The organism is Bradyrhizobium sp. OK095, from assembly GCF_900109945.1.
Taxonomy (GTDB): domain Bacteria; phylum Pseudomonadota; class Alphaproteobacteria; order Rhizobiales; family Xanthobacteraceae; genus Bradyrhizobium.
This window is the reverse complement of sequence record NZ_FOBX01000004.1, coordinates 287,293-304,855: the sequence shown is the minus strand read 5'-3', so window position 1 is coordinate 304,855 and position 17,563 is coordinate 287,293. Positions and strand designations below refer to the sequence as shown.

Here is a 17,563-nt window from a genome sequence, read left to right as displayed (position 1 = left end):
TTTGCGCGCCATGACGTGCGAAGCGGTTACGGCTGGTCTCGCTTGAGAAAGATACGACATGTTAAAACGAGTGTTGCTTGGTCTCGTCCTGGCTTGCGGCCTCACGGCCCCGGCACTGGCGCAAGAGCCGAAGACGGGGGGCGTGATCAACGCCGTGATCCAGCCCGAGCCGCCCGGCCTGATGCTTGCGATGATCCAGAACGGTCCGACCCAGATGGTGTCGGGCAACATTTTCGAGGGCCTGCTGCGCTACAGCCCCAAGCTCGAGCCGCTGCCGGAGCTCGCCGAGAGCTGGAGCGTCAGCGAGGACGCAAAAACCTACACTTTCAAGCTCAGGAAGGGCGTCACCTGGCATGACGGCAAGCCCTTCACCGCCGCGGACGTGCTGTTCTCGATCGAGATGCTGAAGCAGACGCATGCGCGTGCCCGCAACAACCTCGCACAGGTCGACAAGGTCGAGGCGCCCGACGACTACACCGTCGTGTTCACGCTGAAGCAGCCGTTCGGCCCGTTCCTCGGCATCTTCGAAGTCGGCTCGATGCCGATGGTGCCGAAGCATCTCTATGAAGGCACCGACTGGAAGACCAACGCTTACAACAACGCGCCTGTCGGCACCGGCCCTTTCATGTTCAAGGAATGGCAGAAGGGCTCGTTCATCCGCCTAGTCAAGAACCCGAACTATTACGAGAAGGGCAAGCCCTATATCGACGAGATCTACTGGCAGATCATCCCCGACGCCGCCGCGCGCTCGGTGGCTTATGAGACCGGCAAGGTCGACGTGCTGCCCGGCGGCTCGGTCGAGAACTTTGACGTGCCGCGCCTGTCCAAGCTCAAGGACACCTGCGTCTCCGGCGCCGGCTGGGAGTTCTTCTCGCCGCTGGCCTGGCTGTGGCTGAACAACCGCCAGGGCCCGCTCGCCGACAAGCGGGTGCGGCAGGCGATCATGTATGCGATCGACCGCGACTTCGCCAAGGACGTGATCTGGAACGGGCTTGGCAAGGTTGCCACGGGTCCATCCGCCTCGACCATCAAGTACTACACCGGCGACGTGCCGAAGTACCCTTACGATCCCGCCAAGGCCAAGGCGCTGCTGAAGGAAGCCGGCTACAAGGGCGAGAAGATCCGCCTGCTGCCGCTCGCCTATGGCGAGACCTGGCAGCGCTGGGGTGAAGCCGTGAAGCAGAACCTCATGGATGTCGGCATGAACATCGAGACCATCGCCACCGACGTCGCCGGCGGCAACCAGAAGATCGGTGATTGGGACTACGACATCGCCTTCACCTATCTCTACCAGTATGGCGATCCCGCGCTCGGCGTCGGCCGCAACTACGTCTCCAGCGCCATTGCCAAGGGCCAGGTATTCAACAACGTCGAGGGTTACTCGAACCCGGAGATCGACAAGCTGTTCGCCGACGGCGCGGTCGCCACGCCGGACTCGAAGCGCAAGGAGATCTACGAGAAGGCGCAAAAAATCCTGGTCGAGGACGTGCCGGTGGCCTGGATGCTCGAGCTGCAATTCCCGACCATCATGCGCTGCAAGGTCAAGAACCTGATCACCACGGGGATCGGGGTCAATGACGGCTTCAAGGACGCATGGCTCGACAAGTAACGAGACGCATGCGACACCGCGGCAACGACCTGCCGCGGTGTCGCACCGTGCCTGATCTCTCTGCTATGGCTTCCTGATGCTCTCCTTCGTCGCCCAGCGTATCGTGAAGGGCGTGATCGTCCTGCTTGCGATCGTCGTCCTCAATTTCTTCCTGATCCGGCTTGCGCCCGGCGACCCCGCGGCCGTGATGGCGGGCGAGGCGGGCGCCAGTGACCAGGTCTTCGTCCAGCAGCTCCGGGAAAAATTCGGCCTCGACAAGCCGCTGCCCGAGCAGCTCTTCATCTACGTCAAGGGCATCGTCACCCTCGACCTCGGCTTCTCGTTCCGCCAGCAGGCGCCGGTCGCGAAGCTGATCGGCGAGCGGCTGCCGGCGACGCTGCTGCTGACGCTGACGGCCTTCGCGATCTCGCTCATCCTCGGCGTTCTCTTCGGCACCTTCGCTGCGCGCTTTGCCGGAACGTTTCTCGACACGGCCATCACCGTGTTCGCGCTGATCTTCTACGCCATGCCGATCTTCTGGGTGGCGCTGATGGGCATCCTGCTGTTCTCGGTCACCATGGATTGGCTGCCGAGCTTCGGCTACGAGACGGTCGGCGCCAACCTCACCGGCCTTGCCCACGCTGTCGACGTCGGCGCGCACCTGATCATGCCGGCGATGACGCTCGGTCTGTTTTTCATGGCGACCTATACCCGCATGACGCGCGCCTCGATGCTGGAGGTGAAGCGCCTCGACTTCGTCAAGACCGCACGCGCCAAAGGCCTTAGCGATGCCGTGATCCAGCGCCGCCACGTGCTGCGCAACGCGCTGCTGCCGGTGGTGACGCTCGCCGGCGTGCATGCCGGCACGCTGATCGGCGGCGCGGTCATCACCGAGACCGTGTTCGCCTGGCCCGGCATCGGGCGCCTGATGTACGACGCGCTGCTCCAGCGTGACTACAATCTGCTGCTCGGCGTCTTCGTGACCTGCTCGATCATGGTCCTGATCTTCAATCTTATCACTGACCTCGTCTATCGCCTGGTCGACCCGCGCATCGAATTCGCCTCATGAAACAGTTCTGGAAATCGATGCTGAGGAGCCCGAGCGGCGTCATCGGGCTCATCATCCTGGTTCTCGCGATCGGGGTCGCGGTGTTCGGACCGATGCTGTTTCCGAATTCGCCCTGGCGCATGGTGCAGCGGCCGTTCCTGCCGCCGTTCACGCTCTCGACCGTGCCGCTCGGCACCGACGCACTCGGCCGCGACGTGTTCGCCGGCCTGATCTTTGGTGCCCGCGTCTCGTTGCTGGTCGGCCTCGTCTCGACGCTGGTCGCTCTGGTCGTCGGCGTTCCCATCGGCGCCATGGCCGGCTATTTCGGCGGCAAGACTGACGATGCCTTGATGCGCTTCACGGAATTCTTCCAGACCATTCCGAGCTTTGCGCTTGCGATCGTGCTGGTCGCGATCCTCCAGCCCTCGATCTATTCGATCGTGGCCTCGATCGCGGTGGTGAGCTGGCCGCCGGTCGCCCGCCTCGTCCGCGGCGAGGTGCTGTCGCTGCGCACGCGCGAATACGTCCAGGCCGCCGTCGTTACGGGCCAGAGCAACACCTGGATCATCCTGCGCGAGATTCTGCCCAATGCGCTGTCGCCGGTGATCGTGCTGGCCTCGCTGATGGTGGCAACCGCGATCCTGCTGGAATCCTCGCTGGCCTTCCTCGGCCTCGGCGATCCCAATCTGATCTCCTGGGGCTACATGGTCGGCGCCGGCCGCACCGTGATCCGCCAGGCCTGGTGGATCACCGTGTTTCCCGGCGTCGCCATCCTGATCTCGGTGCTCGGCCTGAACCTAATCGGTGAAGGCCTCAACGACGCGCTCAATCCGCGGCTGTCGCGGGAGGGCCGCTGATGATGACCGCACCGCCCGCCGTCTCCATCAGGAATCTGCGGATCGCCCTGCCTGAGGGTGCCGAGCGTCCCTTCGCCGTCGACGGCATCTCGCTCGATTTGCGGCCCGGCAAGATCGTCTGCGTCGTCGGCGAGTCCGGTTCCGGCAAGTCGATGTGCGCGCATGCGTTGATGGGCCTGTTGCCGGACACGGTGTCGGTCACGTCAGGCGAGATCCAGTTCGAGGGACGCGACCTGCTCAAGCTGGATGACGACAGCTGGCGCGATCTGCGCGGCCGCCGCCTCGCGATGATCTTTCAGGAGCCGATGACCGCGCTCAATCCGTTGATGCGGATCGGCGAGCAGATGGCGGAGATGTTCGAGGCGCACGGCCTGCTCACGCCAAGGGAGCGGCGCGCGAGAGCGCTGTCGCTGGCGCGCGAGGTCGGCCTGCCCGACCCTGAACGAATCGTGCGCGCCTATCCGCACCAACTCTCCGGCGGCCAGCGCCAGCGCGCCATGATCGCGATGGCGCTTGCGCTCGAACCGGCGGTGCTGGTCGCGGACGAGCCGACCACCGCGCTCGACGTCACCACGCAGGCGCAGATCCTCAAGCTGATCCGCAACCTCCAGCGTAACCGCAACATGGCGGTGATGTTCATCACCCATGACTTTGGCGTGGTCGCCGATATCGCCGACCAGGTCGTGGTGCTCCGCCACGGCAAGGTCGTCGAGGAAGGCCCCGCCGCAAACGTCTTCAACGCGCCGCAACACGACTACACCAAGGCGCTGCTCGCCGCCGTGCCCTCGATGAACCCGCCGGCGCGCGAGCCGCTCGACGATCAGGCCAGGGCCGTCGAGGTGATCGGGCTCGACAAGACCTACGTCACCTCGGGCGGCTGGTTTCGCGAGGACCGCCGCGTCGATGCCGCACGCGCGGTCAATTTCAATATCCTCAAGGGCGAGACGCTCGGCCTCGTCGGCGAGTCCGGCTCCGGCAAATCGTCGGTGGCGCGGCTGGTGATGCGGCTGATCGAGGCCGACCGCGGTACGGTGCGGATCGGCGACACCGACCTCACCTCACTTTCGGGCAAGGCGCTGCGCGCCGAGCGCCATCGCATCCAGATGATTTTTCAGGATCCGTTCGCCTCGCTCAATCCGCGCCGCAAGGTCGGCCACATCATCGCCGACGGCCCGATTGCGGCCGGCACCACACCGAAGGTCGCATTCGACCGCGCCCGCGATCTCCTCAAAATGGTCGGCCTCGATGCCGGCGCGCTGGAGCGCTATCCGCACGAATTCTCCGGCGGCCAGCGCCAGCGCATCGGCATCGCGCGCGCGCTCGCACTCGAACCCGAAATCATCGTCGCCGACGAGGCCGTCTCCGCGCTCGACGTCTCCGTGCAAGCCCAGGTGCTACGACTGCTCGAAGACCTCAAGGCGCGCCTCGGCCTCTCGATGCTCTTCATCACCCACGATCTGCGCGTCGCAGCTCAAATCTGCGACCGCATCGCGGTGATGCAGCGCGGCGCCATCGTCGAGCTGAAGCCGACCGCGCAGCTGTTCGCCGCGCCGGAGCACGCCTACACGCGCGAGTTGCTTGCGGCGGTGCCGGGGCGCAAGGAACGCGCGCCCGCGGCGTGAGGGAGCCGAGCGCGGTGTCTACTTCGTCCGCGGGTTGGTGTTATTCCAGGTGGGGACAGAGTTGGTCACGCCGACCGAGGGCTGGGTGGACGTTCCGACCGACGGCGCCGTCACAGTCCCGACCCTTTGCCCGGAGCTTCCAATCGTGCCTTGCTGGACTGGCGCTCCCGGGGTGCTGTTCGTGCTGGTTTGTGCGCCCGTTGCGGAGGTCTGCGCGCTTGCAGCGAGCGGCGATGCCGCAAATCCGAAAGCGATAAATGCGGCAACGAAGCGTCTCGTTCTTGTCATGGCTGATCCTTTCAGGCGCGGTCTCTCATTTGCGTCAGGCGTTCGCCTAGTCGAACCACTGTCCGCCGAGCAATCCTACAACTCCGCCCCGGCTAATATGTGCCGCGACACGATCGTGCTGCGGACTTGCACGCCATCACGATGCCTCGACGAACGACTCCGGAAGAACGACGCGTTCGCTGCGCTCAACCCGGCAAGCAGCGCCCGCCGACAGGCTAAAATCAGCACGTCGGCTCGGTATCTGGTTCCGCTTCCGCAATCGCACGGTCACGGGCTTTTTATCCCCTCGTGACCGCCATCACAGCTGTGTATCCGAAGTCCGTCGCCTACATCCTCATAGAATGATCTCTATCATCTGATGATGGATTTGGATCTGTTTGGAGACCGCCATGGGCCAAGTTATTCAGTTTGTCTCGAAATCCGAGCGCGAGCGAATTCGCCTCATTCAGGAGGCGCGCGCGATTTATGACAGCATCTTCCCGCCGGCTGACCCGGCCGGCGAGCAGGAGGACAAGGCCACGCTCGGACGCGCGGCCGGGGGCGACGTGGGGAATTTGGCGTGATCGAGATCATCGCTGTGCTCTGCAGCCTCGCCTCTCCAGGGAATTGTCACGAGCAGATCGTTACCACGTCGGACTTCGCTGACGTCTCCATGCAGTCCTGCCTGATGGGCGCGCCGCAGCTCGCCGAATGGATGAACCAGCATCCGGCCGAACGGCTGGCAGGATGGCGATGCGCGTCCGGCCACCGGACCGGCCGGGGCGCCTGAGCCAAAGGCCATTGATCCGTGCGGCACTGTCCGCTTGATCCGAGACGGCATCGCTAACTCGGGATGTCGGCGGATGCTGGTCACCTGACTCGTTCTTGCCGCTGACGGCTGGCCGCAACGGTTGCTCACCGCGGGTTGGTATTGCTCCAGGTCGGGACCGAATTGGTCACGCCGACCGACGGCCAATTGTACGTTCCGACCGACGGCGCCGTAACCGTCCCGACCGTCTGCCCGGACGAGCCGTAAGAGGCCCTGGGCTGCGCTGCCAACACACCGGCACCGCCATAGGCCGGCGCCACCGCGCTCGTGTTGTAATAATGTCTGCTCGATCGGTACTTCTTCGCTTCAGCCGCGAACGGCGCAGCAAGCAGTCCAGCAGTGATGAGTGCGCCAATGGCGAGTTTCAAGGTTGTCATGTCTGATCCCTTAGCTAGCGGCTCCCGTTGTGGCATCTGTTGCTTGATCGGCAGATTTCCATAGGCCTCCTGTTCATAACTCCGTGCGCGCGCGAAGGTGCCGCCATTGGAGCGCGCGCTCCCGGCCTTCGGATGGACCCGAATCAGCGCTAGTGCATTGCCTTCCGTGACTTCCCTGGACGCGCACAGCATGACCGGCCCCGAACTGAAGCAGCTCCGCAACGACCTCTCCGATGCCCTCGGGCGCAAGCTCACCGCGGCCGACATGGCGAGGCTGTGCGGATTGCCGGAGAAGGGCGGCGCCGACACCATCCGGCGCTGGGAGGTGAGCGGTCCGTCGCCATCTGCGACCAAGGTGCTGCGCGTGCTCGCGATGGCGAGCGAACGCTATCCGATCATGGAGAAGTTCGACGTCTTCGATCGTCACGATGTGCGCCAGGAAGATCGTCCGGCAAAACGTGCGGCCTTCCGCGAACAGATGCGCGACGAAGCGCTGCGGCGTCTTGGTTAATGAGATGCGCGCGGAAGTTACCCGAGGCGCGCGCGATTAAGCCTTCCTTCACCACTTCTTAAGCCGCCATTAAGTACGAAAATCATTTACAGCCCAATAAGTTAGGTTGGCTGCTGCTGTGCCACGGATGTGACAGCATTTTCGTCAAAAGCGAGCTATCTGCAAAACCAACGCGGCGCGGAAAGCGCGCCTGCCGGGGACCTAAGTGTTGGAGTTCAAGACCATGAAGAAGATTCTGTTCGCGACCGTTGCGCTGCTCGTGGCGGGCGCTGCCGCACCGGCGATCGGTGCCGATCTCGGCAACCGCAACTACTACAAGGCGCCCGCGCCGGCCTATGCCGCGCCGATCTACAACTGGACCGGTTTCTACATCGGTGCGCATCTCGGCGGCGCGTTCTCCAGCGACAACAATTTCAGCGGCCTCTCCACCGGCAACAACGGCAACGGCCGTTTCCTCGGCGGCTTGCAGGCCGGTGCTGACTGGCAGTTCCACCCGAATTTCCTGGTCGGCGCCGAAGCCCAGTATTCCTGGCTCTCCGGCAGCGTTGGCGCGGTGTTCCCGGGCGGCGTGGCCTACACCAACGACCAGCGTGGCCTCGGCTCGATCACCGGCCGCGTCGGCTACACCTGGGGGCCGGGCCTGCTCTATGTGAAGGGCGGCTACGCCTATTCGGACAACAACGAGAAGGTGACTGTCGGCGGCGTGCCGACCGCCTTCGTCATCACCGGCGATCACCGCAACGGCTACACTGTCGGCGCCGGCGTCGAATACATGTTCGCCCCGAACTGGTCGGCCAAGGCCGAGTACCAGTACTACAATTTCGGCGACGCGCACTTCACCGGCGGTCCGCTGGCGGGCACGGGCAACTTCACCACCGACGACCACACCATCAAGGCCGGCGTCAACTACCGCTTCAACTGGGCCAACTCGACGGTCGCGCGCTACTGATCGCGCTTCCAAAACCCTCTTTCGCCATCAAGGGCCGGCACCTCTGCCGGCCCTTTCTTTTTTCGCTCTGCGGAACTAGCCAAGCAATTGTGCAACTTGCGATTTTTTAACCGGGACCAAGGATACTCCGCAGCGAAAACATAAAGATCATGCGTGGGGGAATTACGATGGCGATCCGTCTTGGTGGCCTTCTTGGTCGTCTCAAGCCTCGTTTCAAGATGCCGAGATGGGGCGTGCGCGGCAGCCTGTTCGCCGCCTTCGCATTGATCGCCGGCATGGGGCTCGTCATCGCGGCCGGCGCCGGCTTCGTGTTCAACCACCTCGGCGCGACCATGATGGATCTGAGCGGGCGCGACATTCCGCGCCTCTCCGCCAGCCTTCAGCTCGCTTCGCAGAGCGCAACACTCGCAGCGCAGGGCCCGGGCCTCCTCGCTTCGCCCTCTGAAGAGGCGCTGAGCGAACGCACCAAGAGCGTGAAGGACATCCAGCAGCTCGCCATGGCCAAGCTCGGCGAGATCATCGAGCTCGGCGCCGACAAGCAGATCGCGACCGCGCTGCGCGACACCGCCAAGAGCATCGACGAAGCCACCCAGAGCCTGGTCTCGGCGGCACGCGAACGGCTCGAAACCGGCGCGCTGCACGACAAGCAATATGAAGCGCTGCGCAAGGCCCAGCTCGCCTTCGTCGGCGCCGCGGGTCCAGCGATGCTGGATGCGCAGACGCGCCTGAACGCGATCCTGGGCGCAGCGGACGTGTCCGCGGACGATGCCACTGAAGCTGCCCGCACCGTCGCCCAGATCTCGACGATCTCGGCCAACGGCAATCTGATGGCGGCCGACATGATGGCGGCGCTCTCGGCCAACAACAGCGACACGCTGGAAGTGATCGAGAAGGAATTCAAGGCGACGCGCGACCGCGTCAAGTCGAACCTCGAGGACCTGCCGAAGGTGCCCTCGATGCAGGCGATGCGCGACGCCGTGCAAAAGCTGTTCGCCTTCGGCGAGGGCAAGACCGGCGTGTTCAAGATCCGCCAGAAGGAGCTCGACGCCCTCGACTACGGCCAGACCATCCTGGACGAGACCCGCAAGCTCAATGTCGGGCTCGGCATCAGCGTGCAGCAGCTCGTCGACGGCGTGCAGAAGGAGACCAATGCGTCGACCTTCCAGGCGCGTCAGGAGATCTCGCTCGCGACGACCGCGATGCTGGCGCTGGGCGCGCTGATGCTGGTCGGCTCGGCGCTGTTCGTCTGGCTCTATGTCGGCCGCAACATCCTGCGCCGGATCGGCGCGCTGCAGCAGTCGATGCAGCTGCTGGCGAACGGCGACCTCGAAACCGAGATCTACCGCTCCAAGAACCACAATGACGAGATCTCGGTGATGGCGAACACGCTGCAAGTGTTCCGCGAGAGCATGATCGAGTCCCGTGCCATGTCGAGCGAGCAGGACAAGGACCGCGCCTCCAAGGCCGAGCGGGCCGCGCGCATGGAGGCGAGGATTGCCGAGTTCGAGGGCACCGTGCGCAACGCGCTCGACAATCTCGCGCAATCGGCCAATTCGATGCAGTCGACGGCGCAGAGCATGTCGACCACCGCAGACCAGTCCAACGCGCTGGTGAACGCGGTCGCCTCCGCCGCCGAGGAGACCTCGGTCAACGTGCAGACCGTGTCATCGGGCACCGAGCAGCTGTCGTCCTCGATCGAAGAGATCAGCAAGCAAGTCGTCACCTCGGCCGCGATCGCCAAAAAGGCGGTCGATGAGGCCGGCGCCACCGACACCACGGTGCAGAGCCTCGCCGACAGTGCCAGCCGCATCAGCGTCGTCGTTGACCTGATCCAGACGATTGCGTCGCAGACCAATTTGCTCGCGCTCAACGCCACCATCGAGGCGGCGCGCGCGGGCGAAGCCGGCCGCGGTTTTGCGGTGGTCGCCTCCGAGGTGAAGAGCCTCGCGAGCCAGACCGCGAAAGCGACCGAAGAGATCCGCGCCCAGATCGCCAGCATGCAGTCGGTCACGACCTCCGCCGTCGGCGCCATCCAGGGCATCGGCCGCATCATCGGCGAGATCGACAACGTGACGACGACGATCGCCGCCGCGGTCGAGGAGCAGGGCGCGGCGACCCGCGAGATCGCCCGCAACATCCAGCACGCGGCCGGCGGCACCAGCGAGGTCTCCAGCAACATCGTCGGCGTCTCCACGGCCTCGGCCGAAGCCGGCGCAGCGGCGAGCGAAGTGCTCGGCGCCTCCGACGCGCTCCGCCGCGAAGCCGAGATGCTGCGCGGGGAGATCGACGCGTTCCTCAACAACATGCGGGCGGCGTAAGGACGCCGGTCAGTTGGCTCCATCCGGGCTACGGAAAAAACGCCCCGGTATGACGGCCATGCGGAGACCACGGCCCGTCCTTTTTCGGCTGGCGCGCCGCAGCCTGTGGGTTTAAGCCGGTCACATGAACGCAAAAACCGACACCGTGCAGTCCTCCGCCGAGGCCCTGCGCTACCCCTGGGACCAGCATCCCGGCCCCGAAGAGATCGTCGAGGTGCGCCCCGGCGTGTTGTGGGCGCGGCTGAAATTGCCGTTCCGCCTCAACCACGTGAACATCTATCTGCTCGCCGACGGCGACGGCTACGCGATGGTCGACGCCGGCTTCGGCAATGAGGAGACGATCGAGGCCTGGACAAAACTGTTCGAGGGGCCGCTGAAGGGCGTCAACATCACGCGCCTGATCGTCACGCACTCGCACCCCGATCATGTCGGTCTTGCCGGCTGGATCGTCGAGCGCTTCAACTGCCCGCTGGTGATGTCGCAGGTCGAATATCTGCAATCAGTCTATCACCAGAATCGCGGCACTGAGGAACGTCGCAACGCACAGCGGCTGTTCTTCCGGCGTCACGGCATGGACGAGTCGCTCACCGAAAAACTGCTCGGCCGCGGCCAGGATTATCTCAAGCAGGTGTCGGTGCTGCCGCCGTCCTACCACCGCATCTCGCATGGCGACGAGGTCGTGATCGGCACGCGCCGCTTCAAGGTGATCACCGGCGGCGGCCACGCGCTCGACCAGGTGATGCTGTATTGCGCCGACGACAAGCTGTTCCTCTCCGCCGACCAGGTGCTGAGCAAGATCTCGCCGAACGTCAGCGTGTGGGCGGTCGAGCCCGACCAGAATTCGCTCGGCGAATATCTGGCTTCGCTTGCGAGCCTCACCACCACCCTGCCCTATGATCTCCTCGTTCTGCCCGGCCACGGCGTGCCGTTCTATGGGCTCAAGACCCGCATCAAGCAGCTCGCCGACCACCACGAGGAGCGCTGCCGCCTGATCGCGGAAGCCTGCCGCGAAGAGCCGCAGACCTCGCGCGCATTGGTGCCTGTCGTGTTCAACAAGCACGTGCTCGACGAACACCAGATGGGCTTTGCCGCCGGCGAACTGGTCGCCCACGTCAACTACATGATCGTCGAGGGCCGGCTGACGGCCGAGACCAAGGACGGCGTGCTTCAGTTCAGGACGAGTTGAGGTTCGTCTTCGCCTCGCCTCGCTTACGGGCAGAGGCCGACGCGGCCCCTCAGCGGATGTTGCAGAGCAGCATCTTACCTCGCGCGAACTTGATCGGGATCAAGTTTCAATTCGCACGATAGGGCATTTTGCCCAAATGCCCCGCAGGTCCAAATGTGGGATAGCGCATAGACATTAGAGCTGGAAAAGCTCTAAGAAGATGCGGCCCTTTGGTCAGTTCCGTTGCAGGTTTGACGATGGATTACAGCCAGTTCTTCAATTCCGCCCTCGATCGCCTCCACACCGAGCGGCGCTACCGCGTGTTCGCCGACCTCGAACGCATCGCCGGCCGGTTCCCGCATGCGCTCTGGCACTCGCCCAAGGGCAAGCGCGACGTCGTGATCTGGTGCTCCAACGATTATCTCGGCATGGGCCAGCACCCGAAAGTGGTCGGCGCCATGGTCGAGACCGCAACCCGCGTCGGCACCGGCGCAGGCGGCACCCGCAACATTGCCGGCACGCATCATCCGCTGGTGCAGCTCGAGGCCGAGCTCGCCGACCTCCACGGCAAGGAAGCCTCGCTGCTGTTCACCTCGGGCTATGTCTCGAACCAGACCGGCATCGCGACCATCGCAAAGCTCATTCCGAATTGCCTGATCCTGTCGGACGAGCTCAACCACAATTCGATGATCGAGGGCATCCGCCAGTCCGGCTGCGAACGGCAAGTGTTCCGCCACAACGATCTCGCCGACCTGGAAGCGCTGTTGAAGGCTGCCGGCCCGAACCGGCCGAAGCTGATCGCCTGCGAGAGCCTCTATTCCATGGACGGCGACGTCGCTCCGCTCGCCAAGATTTGCGATCTCGCCGAGAAGTATGGCGCGATGACTTATGTCGACGAGGTCCATGCCGTCGGCATGTACGGCCCGCGCGGCGGCGGCATTGCTGAGCGTGACGGCGTCATGCATCGCATCGACATTCTCGAAGGCACGCTGGCGAAAGCATTCGGCTGCCTCGGCGGCTACATCGCCGCCAACGGCCAGATCATCGACGCGGTTCGCTCCTATGCGCCGGGCTTCATCTTCACCACCGCGCTGCCGCCGGCGATCTGCTCGGCCGCGACCGCCGCGATCAAGCATCTGAAGACCTCGAGCTGGGAGCGCGAGCGCCACCAGGACCGCGCCGCCAGGGTCAAGGCGATCCTCAATGCCGCCGGCCTCCCGGTGATGTCGAACGAGACCCACATCGTGCCGCTGTTCATCGGTAATGCCGAGAAGTGCAAGCAGGCCTCGGATATGCTGCTCGAAGAGCACGGCATCTACATTCAGCCGATCAACTATCCGACCGTGGCCAAGGGCACCGAACGCCTGCGCATCACGCCCTCGCCCTATCACGACGACGGCCTGATCGATCAGCTCGCCGAAGCGCTGTTGCAGGTGTGGGACCGTCTCGGCCTGCCACTGCGACAGAAGTCGCTGGCGGCGGAGTAGGATTTCTTCGCATCTCCCGGCTCGCGGGGAGATATCGAATTCGGTTGACGGGGACGGTCAATCATCCTGCATTCCGGAGCGGATTGAAGATCTCAATACGGGCAAAATCCTTCACGTTGTCGGTGACGACGATACAGCCGTGAACCTCCGCAACCGCAGCAATCATCATGTCGAGGGCGCTACGGGGTCTTCCCTGCGCCGTTCCCTCAGCCATCAGGCGAGCCCATATCAGCCCCGCCTTCTCATCAAATGGCAGCACGCGACCAAGGAAAAGCAATGAGGGGCCTTCCGGCCCTGAAAACCAGGCGTCGAGCCGCTCACGCTTGCGGCCCGCAGGCATTTCCAGGATACCGCGGCGAATTTCGGCCAACGTGAGCGAGGCAATGAACAGGTCCTCGTCGACCTGCTCTCCCATCCACGCCAGCAGCGCGTCCGAAGGCACCGGCTTGGTGACGTTACTGATGATATTGGTGTCGAGCAGATAGCGGCTCACAGTTCGATCTTACGCCCGGGTTCAAACTGACGGACAGGTGCGAGTTCGGCGCCGACAAGAGGCGAACGTCGAAGTGCCCGGAGAATGCCGCCCTTCCGCGGCGGCTCACCGGACATTGTCTGGCTGACCGCGGCCCGGAGCCGCGACGCTTCCGGCCCGTCTTCCGCCAGACGCCGCGCGACCGACCGGATCAGGTCACGGTCGCCGTCGAGACCGAGGACTTCGAACCGGGCCATTCCTCGCGTGCGCAAACGAGACCGATAGCTCTTAATCGCGCGCTTCTGAGACTTGCTGCCCATCACCGGCCCCCGCATCTATATCCAGTAATATATCCAGTATCGTCAGTGGCCGCAAGATCACGCTACAGACACAACATGGGCAGCCTGCCGGGTGGTTTAACGACGATGCCAGTTCGTGGGATGGATAGGAAAATGGCAGTCGCTTACAGCGGTCTAACGCGCTAAATTTACTCCCGAAAAATGAGATCCGGCGCAGGACGCCCCTGCGCCCCGGGAGAAGCGCGCTCGCAATGCTGCACGACTGGGGCGTGATCGCCGCCGCCTTCGGCTATATCGGCTTCCTGTTCCTGGTGGCGAGCCACGGCGACCGCCGCTCGCAGGCCAAGGCCGGCCGCGCGTCCGGGCTGATCTATCCGCTGTCGCTGGCGATCTACTGCACCTCCTGGACCTTCTTCGGCTCGGTCGGCTTTGCGACCCGCACCTCGACCGACTTCCTCGCGATCTATGTCGGCCCGATCCTGATGATCGGGCTCGGCGCCGGTGTGCTCCGCCGCGTGATCCAGCTCGCCAAGGCCCACAACATCACCTCGATCGCCGACTTCATCGGCGCGCGCTACGGCAAGAGCCAGGCGGTGGCGGCCACCGTGGCGCTGATCGCGATCATCGGCTCGGTGCCCTACATCGCGCTCCAGCTCAAGGCGGTCGCCTCCTCGCTCGCAACCATCCTGAGCGAGGACCAGGCATTCTCCCACATCCCGATCATCGGCGACATGGCGCTGATGGTGACGCTGGCGATGGCGGCTTTTGCGGTGCTGTTCGGCACAAGGCAGACCGACGCCACCGAGCATCAGCACGGCCTGATGTTGGCGGTTGCGACCGAATCGATCATCAAGCTGGTCGCCTTCATCACCGCCGGTATCTTCGTCACCTTCTGGATGTTCTCGCCGCATGAATTGATCGAGCGCGCGATGAAAACGCCGGAGGCGGTGCGCGCGATCAACTATTCGCCGTCGATCGGCAATTTCCTCACCATGACGCTGCTGTCGCTGTGCGCGATCATGCTGCTGCCGCGCCAGTTCCACGTCAGCGTGGTGGAGAATTCCTCGGATGCCGAGGTCGGCCGCGCGCGCTGGCTGTTTCCGCTCTATCTCGTCGCCATCAATGTGTTCGTGATCCCGATCGCGCTCGCCGGCCTCGTCAGCTTCCCGTTCGGCGCCGCCGATCCCGACATGTATGTGCTGGCGCTGCCGATGGAGGGCGGCGCGGATCTGCTCAGCGTCGCCGTCTTCGTCGGCGGCCTGTCGGCGGCGACAGCGATGGTGATCGTCGAATGCGTCGCGCTCTCGATCATGGTCTCGAACGACCTCGTGGTGCCCTTGGTGCTGCAACGGCGGCCGGAGGGACGCACCGGCGGCGCCGATTTCAGTGACTTCCTGTTGCGCTCGCGCCGGCTTGCGATCTTCGCCATCATGGTGATGGCCTATTTCTACTATCGCGCGCTCGGCAATACCCAGCTTGCGGCAATCGGCCTGCTTTCCTTTGCCGCCATTGCCCAGCTCGCGCCGGCCTTCTTCGGTGGGCTGTTGTGGCGGCGAGCCACCGCGCGCGGCGCCATCGGCGGCATGCTGGTCGGCTTCGCGGTGTGGCTCTACACGCTGTTCATTCCGAGCTTCATGGATTCGTCAACGGCGGGCATCCTGCTGCTTCAGCACGGTCCGTTCGGGATCGAAGCGCTGCGGCCACAGGCGCTGTTCGGCGCTGATTTGCCGCCGCTGATGCATGGCGTGGTCTGGTCGCTGTCGCTGAACATCCTCACCTATGTGCTGCTGTCGCTGGCGCGGCAGCCGTCGTCCATCGAGCTTGTGCAAGCCGATCTGTTCGTACCCAACACACTGGCGCCGAGCTCTCCGAGCTTCCGCCGCTGGCGCACCACCGTCACGGTGCAGGACATCCAGACCACCGTCGCGCAATATCTCGGACCTGACCGTGCCCGGCATTCGTTCGAGGCCTTCTCGGCCCGGCGCAACGTGCGGATCGAACCGGCAGCGCCCGCTGATTTCGAGCTGTTGCAGCACGCCGAGCACCTGATCGCCTCCTCGATCGGCGCGGCCTCCTCGCGCCTCGTGATGTCGCTGCTGCTGCGCAAGCGCACGGTCTCCGCCAAGGCCGCGCTAAAACTGCTCGACGATTCCCATGCGGCGTTGCATTTCAACCGCGAGATCCTCCAGACCGCGCTCAACCATGTGCGCCAGGGCATCGCGGTGTTCGACGCCGACCTGCAGCTGATCTGCTCCAACCGGCAGTTCGGCGATCTCCTCAACGTGCCCCCGCATTTCGTCCAGTTCGGTACGCCGCTTCGCGAGATCCTGGAATTTATGGACGTCAGCAACCCCGCCGACCCGGTCGAGCGCGAGGCGATGCTGGAACGGCGGCTCGCCGCCTACACCACCGACAGCGAGCCCTATCTCGAACGCCTGCCGGAACGCCATATGGTGATCGAGATTCTGACCAACCGGATGCCCGGCGGCGGTTTCGTCATCACCTTCACCGACGTCACGCCCAGCTTCGAAGCCGCGGAAGCGCTGGAGCGCGCCAATGCGTCGCTGGAAAAACGCGTGCGCGACCGCACCGAGGAATTGACGCGGCTGAACTCGGAGCTGGCGCTGGCCAAGAGCGCGGCGGAGGACGCCAGCATCTCCAAGACGCGTTTCCTCGCGGCGGCCAGCCACGACATCCTCCAGCCGCTGAACGCGGCCCGGCTCTATGTCACGAGCCTGGTCGAGCGCCAGCACAGCGGCGAAGAAACGCGGTTGGTCGAGAACATCGATGAATCGCTCCAGGCGATCGAGGAGATTCTCGGCGCGCTGCTCGACATCTCCCGGCTCGATGCGGGCGCAATGGCGACCTCGATCTCGAGCTTCAAGATGGCCGATCTGATGCGGTCGCTGGAGATCGAGTTCGCGCCGATCGCGCGCGCCAAAGGCCTCGAGCTCGCCTTCGTGCCCTGCTCGCTGCCGGTCGAGTCCGATCGCCTGCTGCTGCGGCGCCTGCTACAGAATTTGATCTCCAACGCCATCAAATACACCCCGCGCGGCCGCGTGCTGGTCGGCTGCCGCCGCCAAGGCCCCTCGCTCAAGATCTGCGTCTACGACACCGGCGTCGGCATCCCGCCGGCCAAGCGCGGCGAGATCTTCAAGGAGTTTCACCGGCTCGAGCAGGGCGCGCGCATCGCGCGCGGCCTCGGCCTCGGCCTCTCCATCGTCGAGCGTCTGGCGCGGGTGCTCAACCACGGCATCGCCATCGACGCCAATGCGAGCCGCGGCTCGGTCTTCTCGGTCACGGTGCCGACGGCGAAGGCGATCACCCTCACCGCCGCCGTCACCAGCGCGACACCGCTGGCGCGCACGCCGATTGCGGGCGCGCTGATCGTCTGCATCGAGAACGATGCGGCGATCCTCGACGGCATGCGCACGCTCCTAAAGGCCTGGGACGCCGAGGTCATCGCGGTCGCCGATCCCGAAGGCGCGATCGCCGCGATCGAGGCGGCCGGCAAGCGCGTCACCGGACTTTTGGTGGACTATCACCTCGACCGCGGCAACGGCATCGCCGCCATTCGCGACATCCGCCGCCGTTTCGGCGACGCGATCCCTGCGATTCTGATCACCGCCGATCGCAGCCCCGCCGTGCAGGTCGCTGCGCGTGACGAGAAGATCGCAGTGCTGAACAAGCCGGTGAAGCCGGCCTCGCTGCGCGCCTTGCTCGGCCAGTGGCGCACACAGCAGATGGTGGCGGCGGAATGAGACGCTGGCACGG

General features: G+C 64.6%; 16 protein-coding genes. 12 read left to right on the top strand and 4 right to left on the bottom strand.

Features of this window, described 5'->3' with window-relative positions; all coding sequences use genetic code 11:
• Window positions 1-58 precede the first annotated feature (58 nt).
• The 4 genes from BMW89_RS13470 (at window position 59) to BMW89_RS13455 (ending at window position 5,115) form a co-directional block, all read left to right on the top strand.
• The gene (locus BMW89_RS13470; protein WP_092026993.1) at window positions 59-1,609 is read left to right on the top strand and encodes an ABC transporter substrate-binding protein; all 1,551 of its coding nucleotides are present in this window, start codon (window positions 59-61) and stop codon (window positions 1,607-1,609) included.
• A gap of 76 nt (window positions 1,610-1,685) precedes the next feature.
• Complete coding sequence (locus BMW89_RS13465; protein ID WP_092026991.1) at window positions 1,686-2,657, top strand: ABC transporter permease; 972 nt, start codon at window positions 1,686-1,688, stop codon at window positions 2,655-2,657.
• Window positions 2,654-3,493, top strand: coding sequence for an ABC transporter permease (locus BMW89_RS13460; protein ID WP_092026989.1), 840 nt, complete (start codon window positions 2,654-2,656; stop codon window positions 3,491-3,493). The genes BMW89_RS13465 and BMW89_RS13460 overlap by 4 nt, the downstream gene beginning before the upstream one ends.
• 2 nt (window positions 3,494-3,495) lie before the next feature.
• Window positions 3,496-5,115: an ABC transporter ATP-binding protein gene (locus tag BMW89_RS13455; protein ID WP_092027324.1), complete on the top strand. Its 1,620-nt coding sequence runs from the start codon at window positions 3,496-3,498 to the stop codon at window positions 5,113-5,115.
• An 18-nt stretch (window positions 5,116-5,133) separates the two neighbouring features.
• Here BMW89_RS13455 and BMW89_RS38365 read toward each other — a convergent pair whose 3' ends face one another.
• Window positions 5,134-5,403 carry a hypothetical protein gene (locus tag BMW89_RS38365; protein ID WP_092026987.1) on the bottom strand — a complete coding sequence of 90 codons (270 nt, stop codon included), beginning with the start codon at window positions 5,401-5,403 and terminating at the stop codon, window positions 5,134-5,136.
• A 389-nt stretch (window positions 5,404-5,792) separates the two neighbouring features.
• Here BMW89_RS38365 and BMW89_RS37885 point away from each other — a divergent pair, with 389 nt between their 5' ends.
• Window positions 5,793-5,966 carry a hypothetical protein gene (locus BMW89_RS37885; RefSeq protein ID WP_177196032.1) on the top strand — a complete coding sequence of 58 codons (174 nt, stop codon included), beginning with the start codon at window positions 5,793-5,795 and terminating at the stop codon, window positions 5,964-5,966.
• Window positions 5,963-6,172 (top strand): hypothetical protein, encoded by a 210-nt coding sequence (locus BMW89_RS13445; RefSeq protein ID WP_092026985.1) that lies wholly within the window; start codon window positions 5,963-5,965, stop codon window positions 6,170-6,172. Before BMW89_RS37885 ends, BMW89_RS13445 begins: the two co-directional genes overlap by 4 nt.
• 125 nt (window positions 6,173-6,297) lie before the next feature.
• On the opposite strand, the gene BMW89_RS13440 is transcribed toward BMW89_RS13445, so the two are convergent.
• Window positions 6,298-6,588, bottom strand: a complete 291-nt coding sequence (locus tag BMW89_RS13440) for a hypothetical protein (RefSeq protein ID WP_092026983.1) — start codon at window positions 6,586-6,588, stop codon at window positions 6,298-6,300.
• A gap of 190 nt (window positions 6,589-6,778) precedes the next feature.
• On the opposite strand from BMW89_RS13440, the gene BMW89_RS13435 reads away from it, so the two are divergent.
• From BMW89_RS13435 to hemA, 5 genes are all read left to right on the top strand, one after another.
• Window positions 6,779-7,099 (top strand): hypothetical protein, encoded by a 321-nt coding sequence (locus tag BMW89_RS13435; RefSeq protein ID WP_092026982.1) that lies wholly within the window; start codon window positions 6,779-6,781, stop codon window positions 7,097-7,099.
• A 223-nt stretch (window positions 7,100-7,322) separates the two neighbouring features.
• On the top strand, window positions 7,323-8,048 hold the full coding sequence (locus BMW89_RS13430; RefSeq protein WP_092026979.1) for an outer membrane protein: 726 nt from the start codon (window positions 7,323-7,325) through the stop codon (window positions 8,046-8,048).
• 167 nt (window positions 8,049-8,215) lie between these two features.
• On the top strand, window positions 8,216-10,366 hold the full coding sequence (locus tag BMW89_RS13425) for a methyl-accepting chemotaxis protein (RefSeq protein WP_092026977.1): 2,151 nt from the start codon (window positions 8,216-8,218) through the stop codon (window positions 10,364-10,366).
• A 124-nt stretch (window positions 10,367-10,490) separates the two neighbouring features.
• Window positions 10,491-11,552, top strand: a complete 1,062-nt coding sequence (locus BMW89_RS13420) for an MBL fold metallo-hydrolase (protein WP_092026975.1) — start codon at window positions 10,491-10,493, stop codon at window positions 11,550-11,552.
• Between the two features lie 236 nt (window positions 11,553-11,788).
• A complete protein-coding gene (gene hemA, locus BMW89_RS13415) occupies window positions 11,789-13,018 on the top strand; it encodes a 5-aminolevulinate synthase (RefSeq protein ID WP_092026973.1) in 1,230 nt (409 codons plus the stop codon).
• A gap of 61 nt (window positions 13,019-13,079) precedes the next feature.
• Here the strand turns inward: hemA and BMW89_RS13410 are convergent, their stop codons facing one another.
• Window positions 13,080-13,511 (bottom strand): type II toxin-antitoxin system VapC family toxin, encoded by a 432-nt coding sequence (locus BMW89_RS13410; RefSeq protein ID WP_092026971.1) that lies wholly within the window; start codon window positions 13,509-13,511, stop codon window positions 13,080-13,082.
• Window positions 13,508-13,810, bottom strand: coding sequence for a hypothetical protein (locus BMW89_RS13405; protein ID WP_092026969.1), 303 nt, complete (start codon window positions 13,808-13,810; stop codon window positions 13,508-13,510). Before BMW89_RS13405 ends, BMW89_RS13410 begins: the two co-directional genes overlap by 4 nt.
• 230 nt (window positions 13,811-14,040) lie before the next feature.
• On the opposite strand from BMW89_RS13405, the gene BMW89_RS13400 reads away from it, so the two are divergent.
• Window positions 14,041-17,550 (top strand): PAS domain-containing hybrid sensor histidine kinase/response regulator, encoded by a 3,510-nt coding sequence (locus BMW89_RS13400; RefSeq protein WP_092026967.1) that lies wholly within the window; start codon window positions 14,041-14,043, stop codon window positions 17,548-17,550.
• Window positions 17,551-17,563 lie beyond the last annotated feature (13 nt).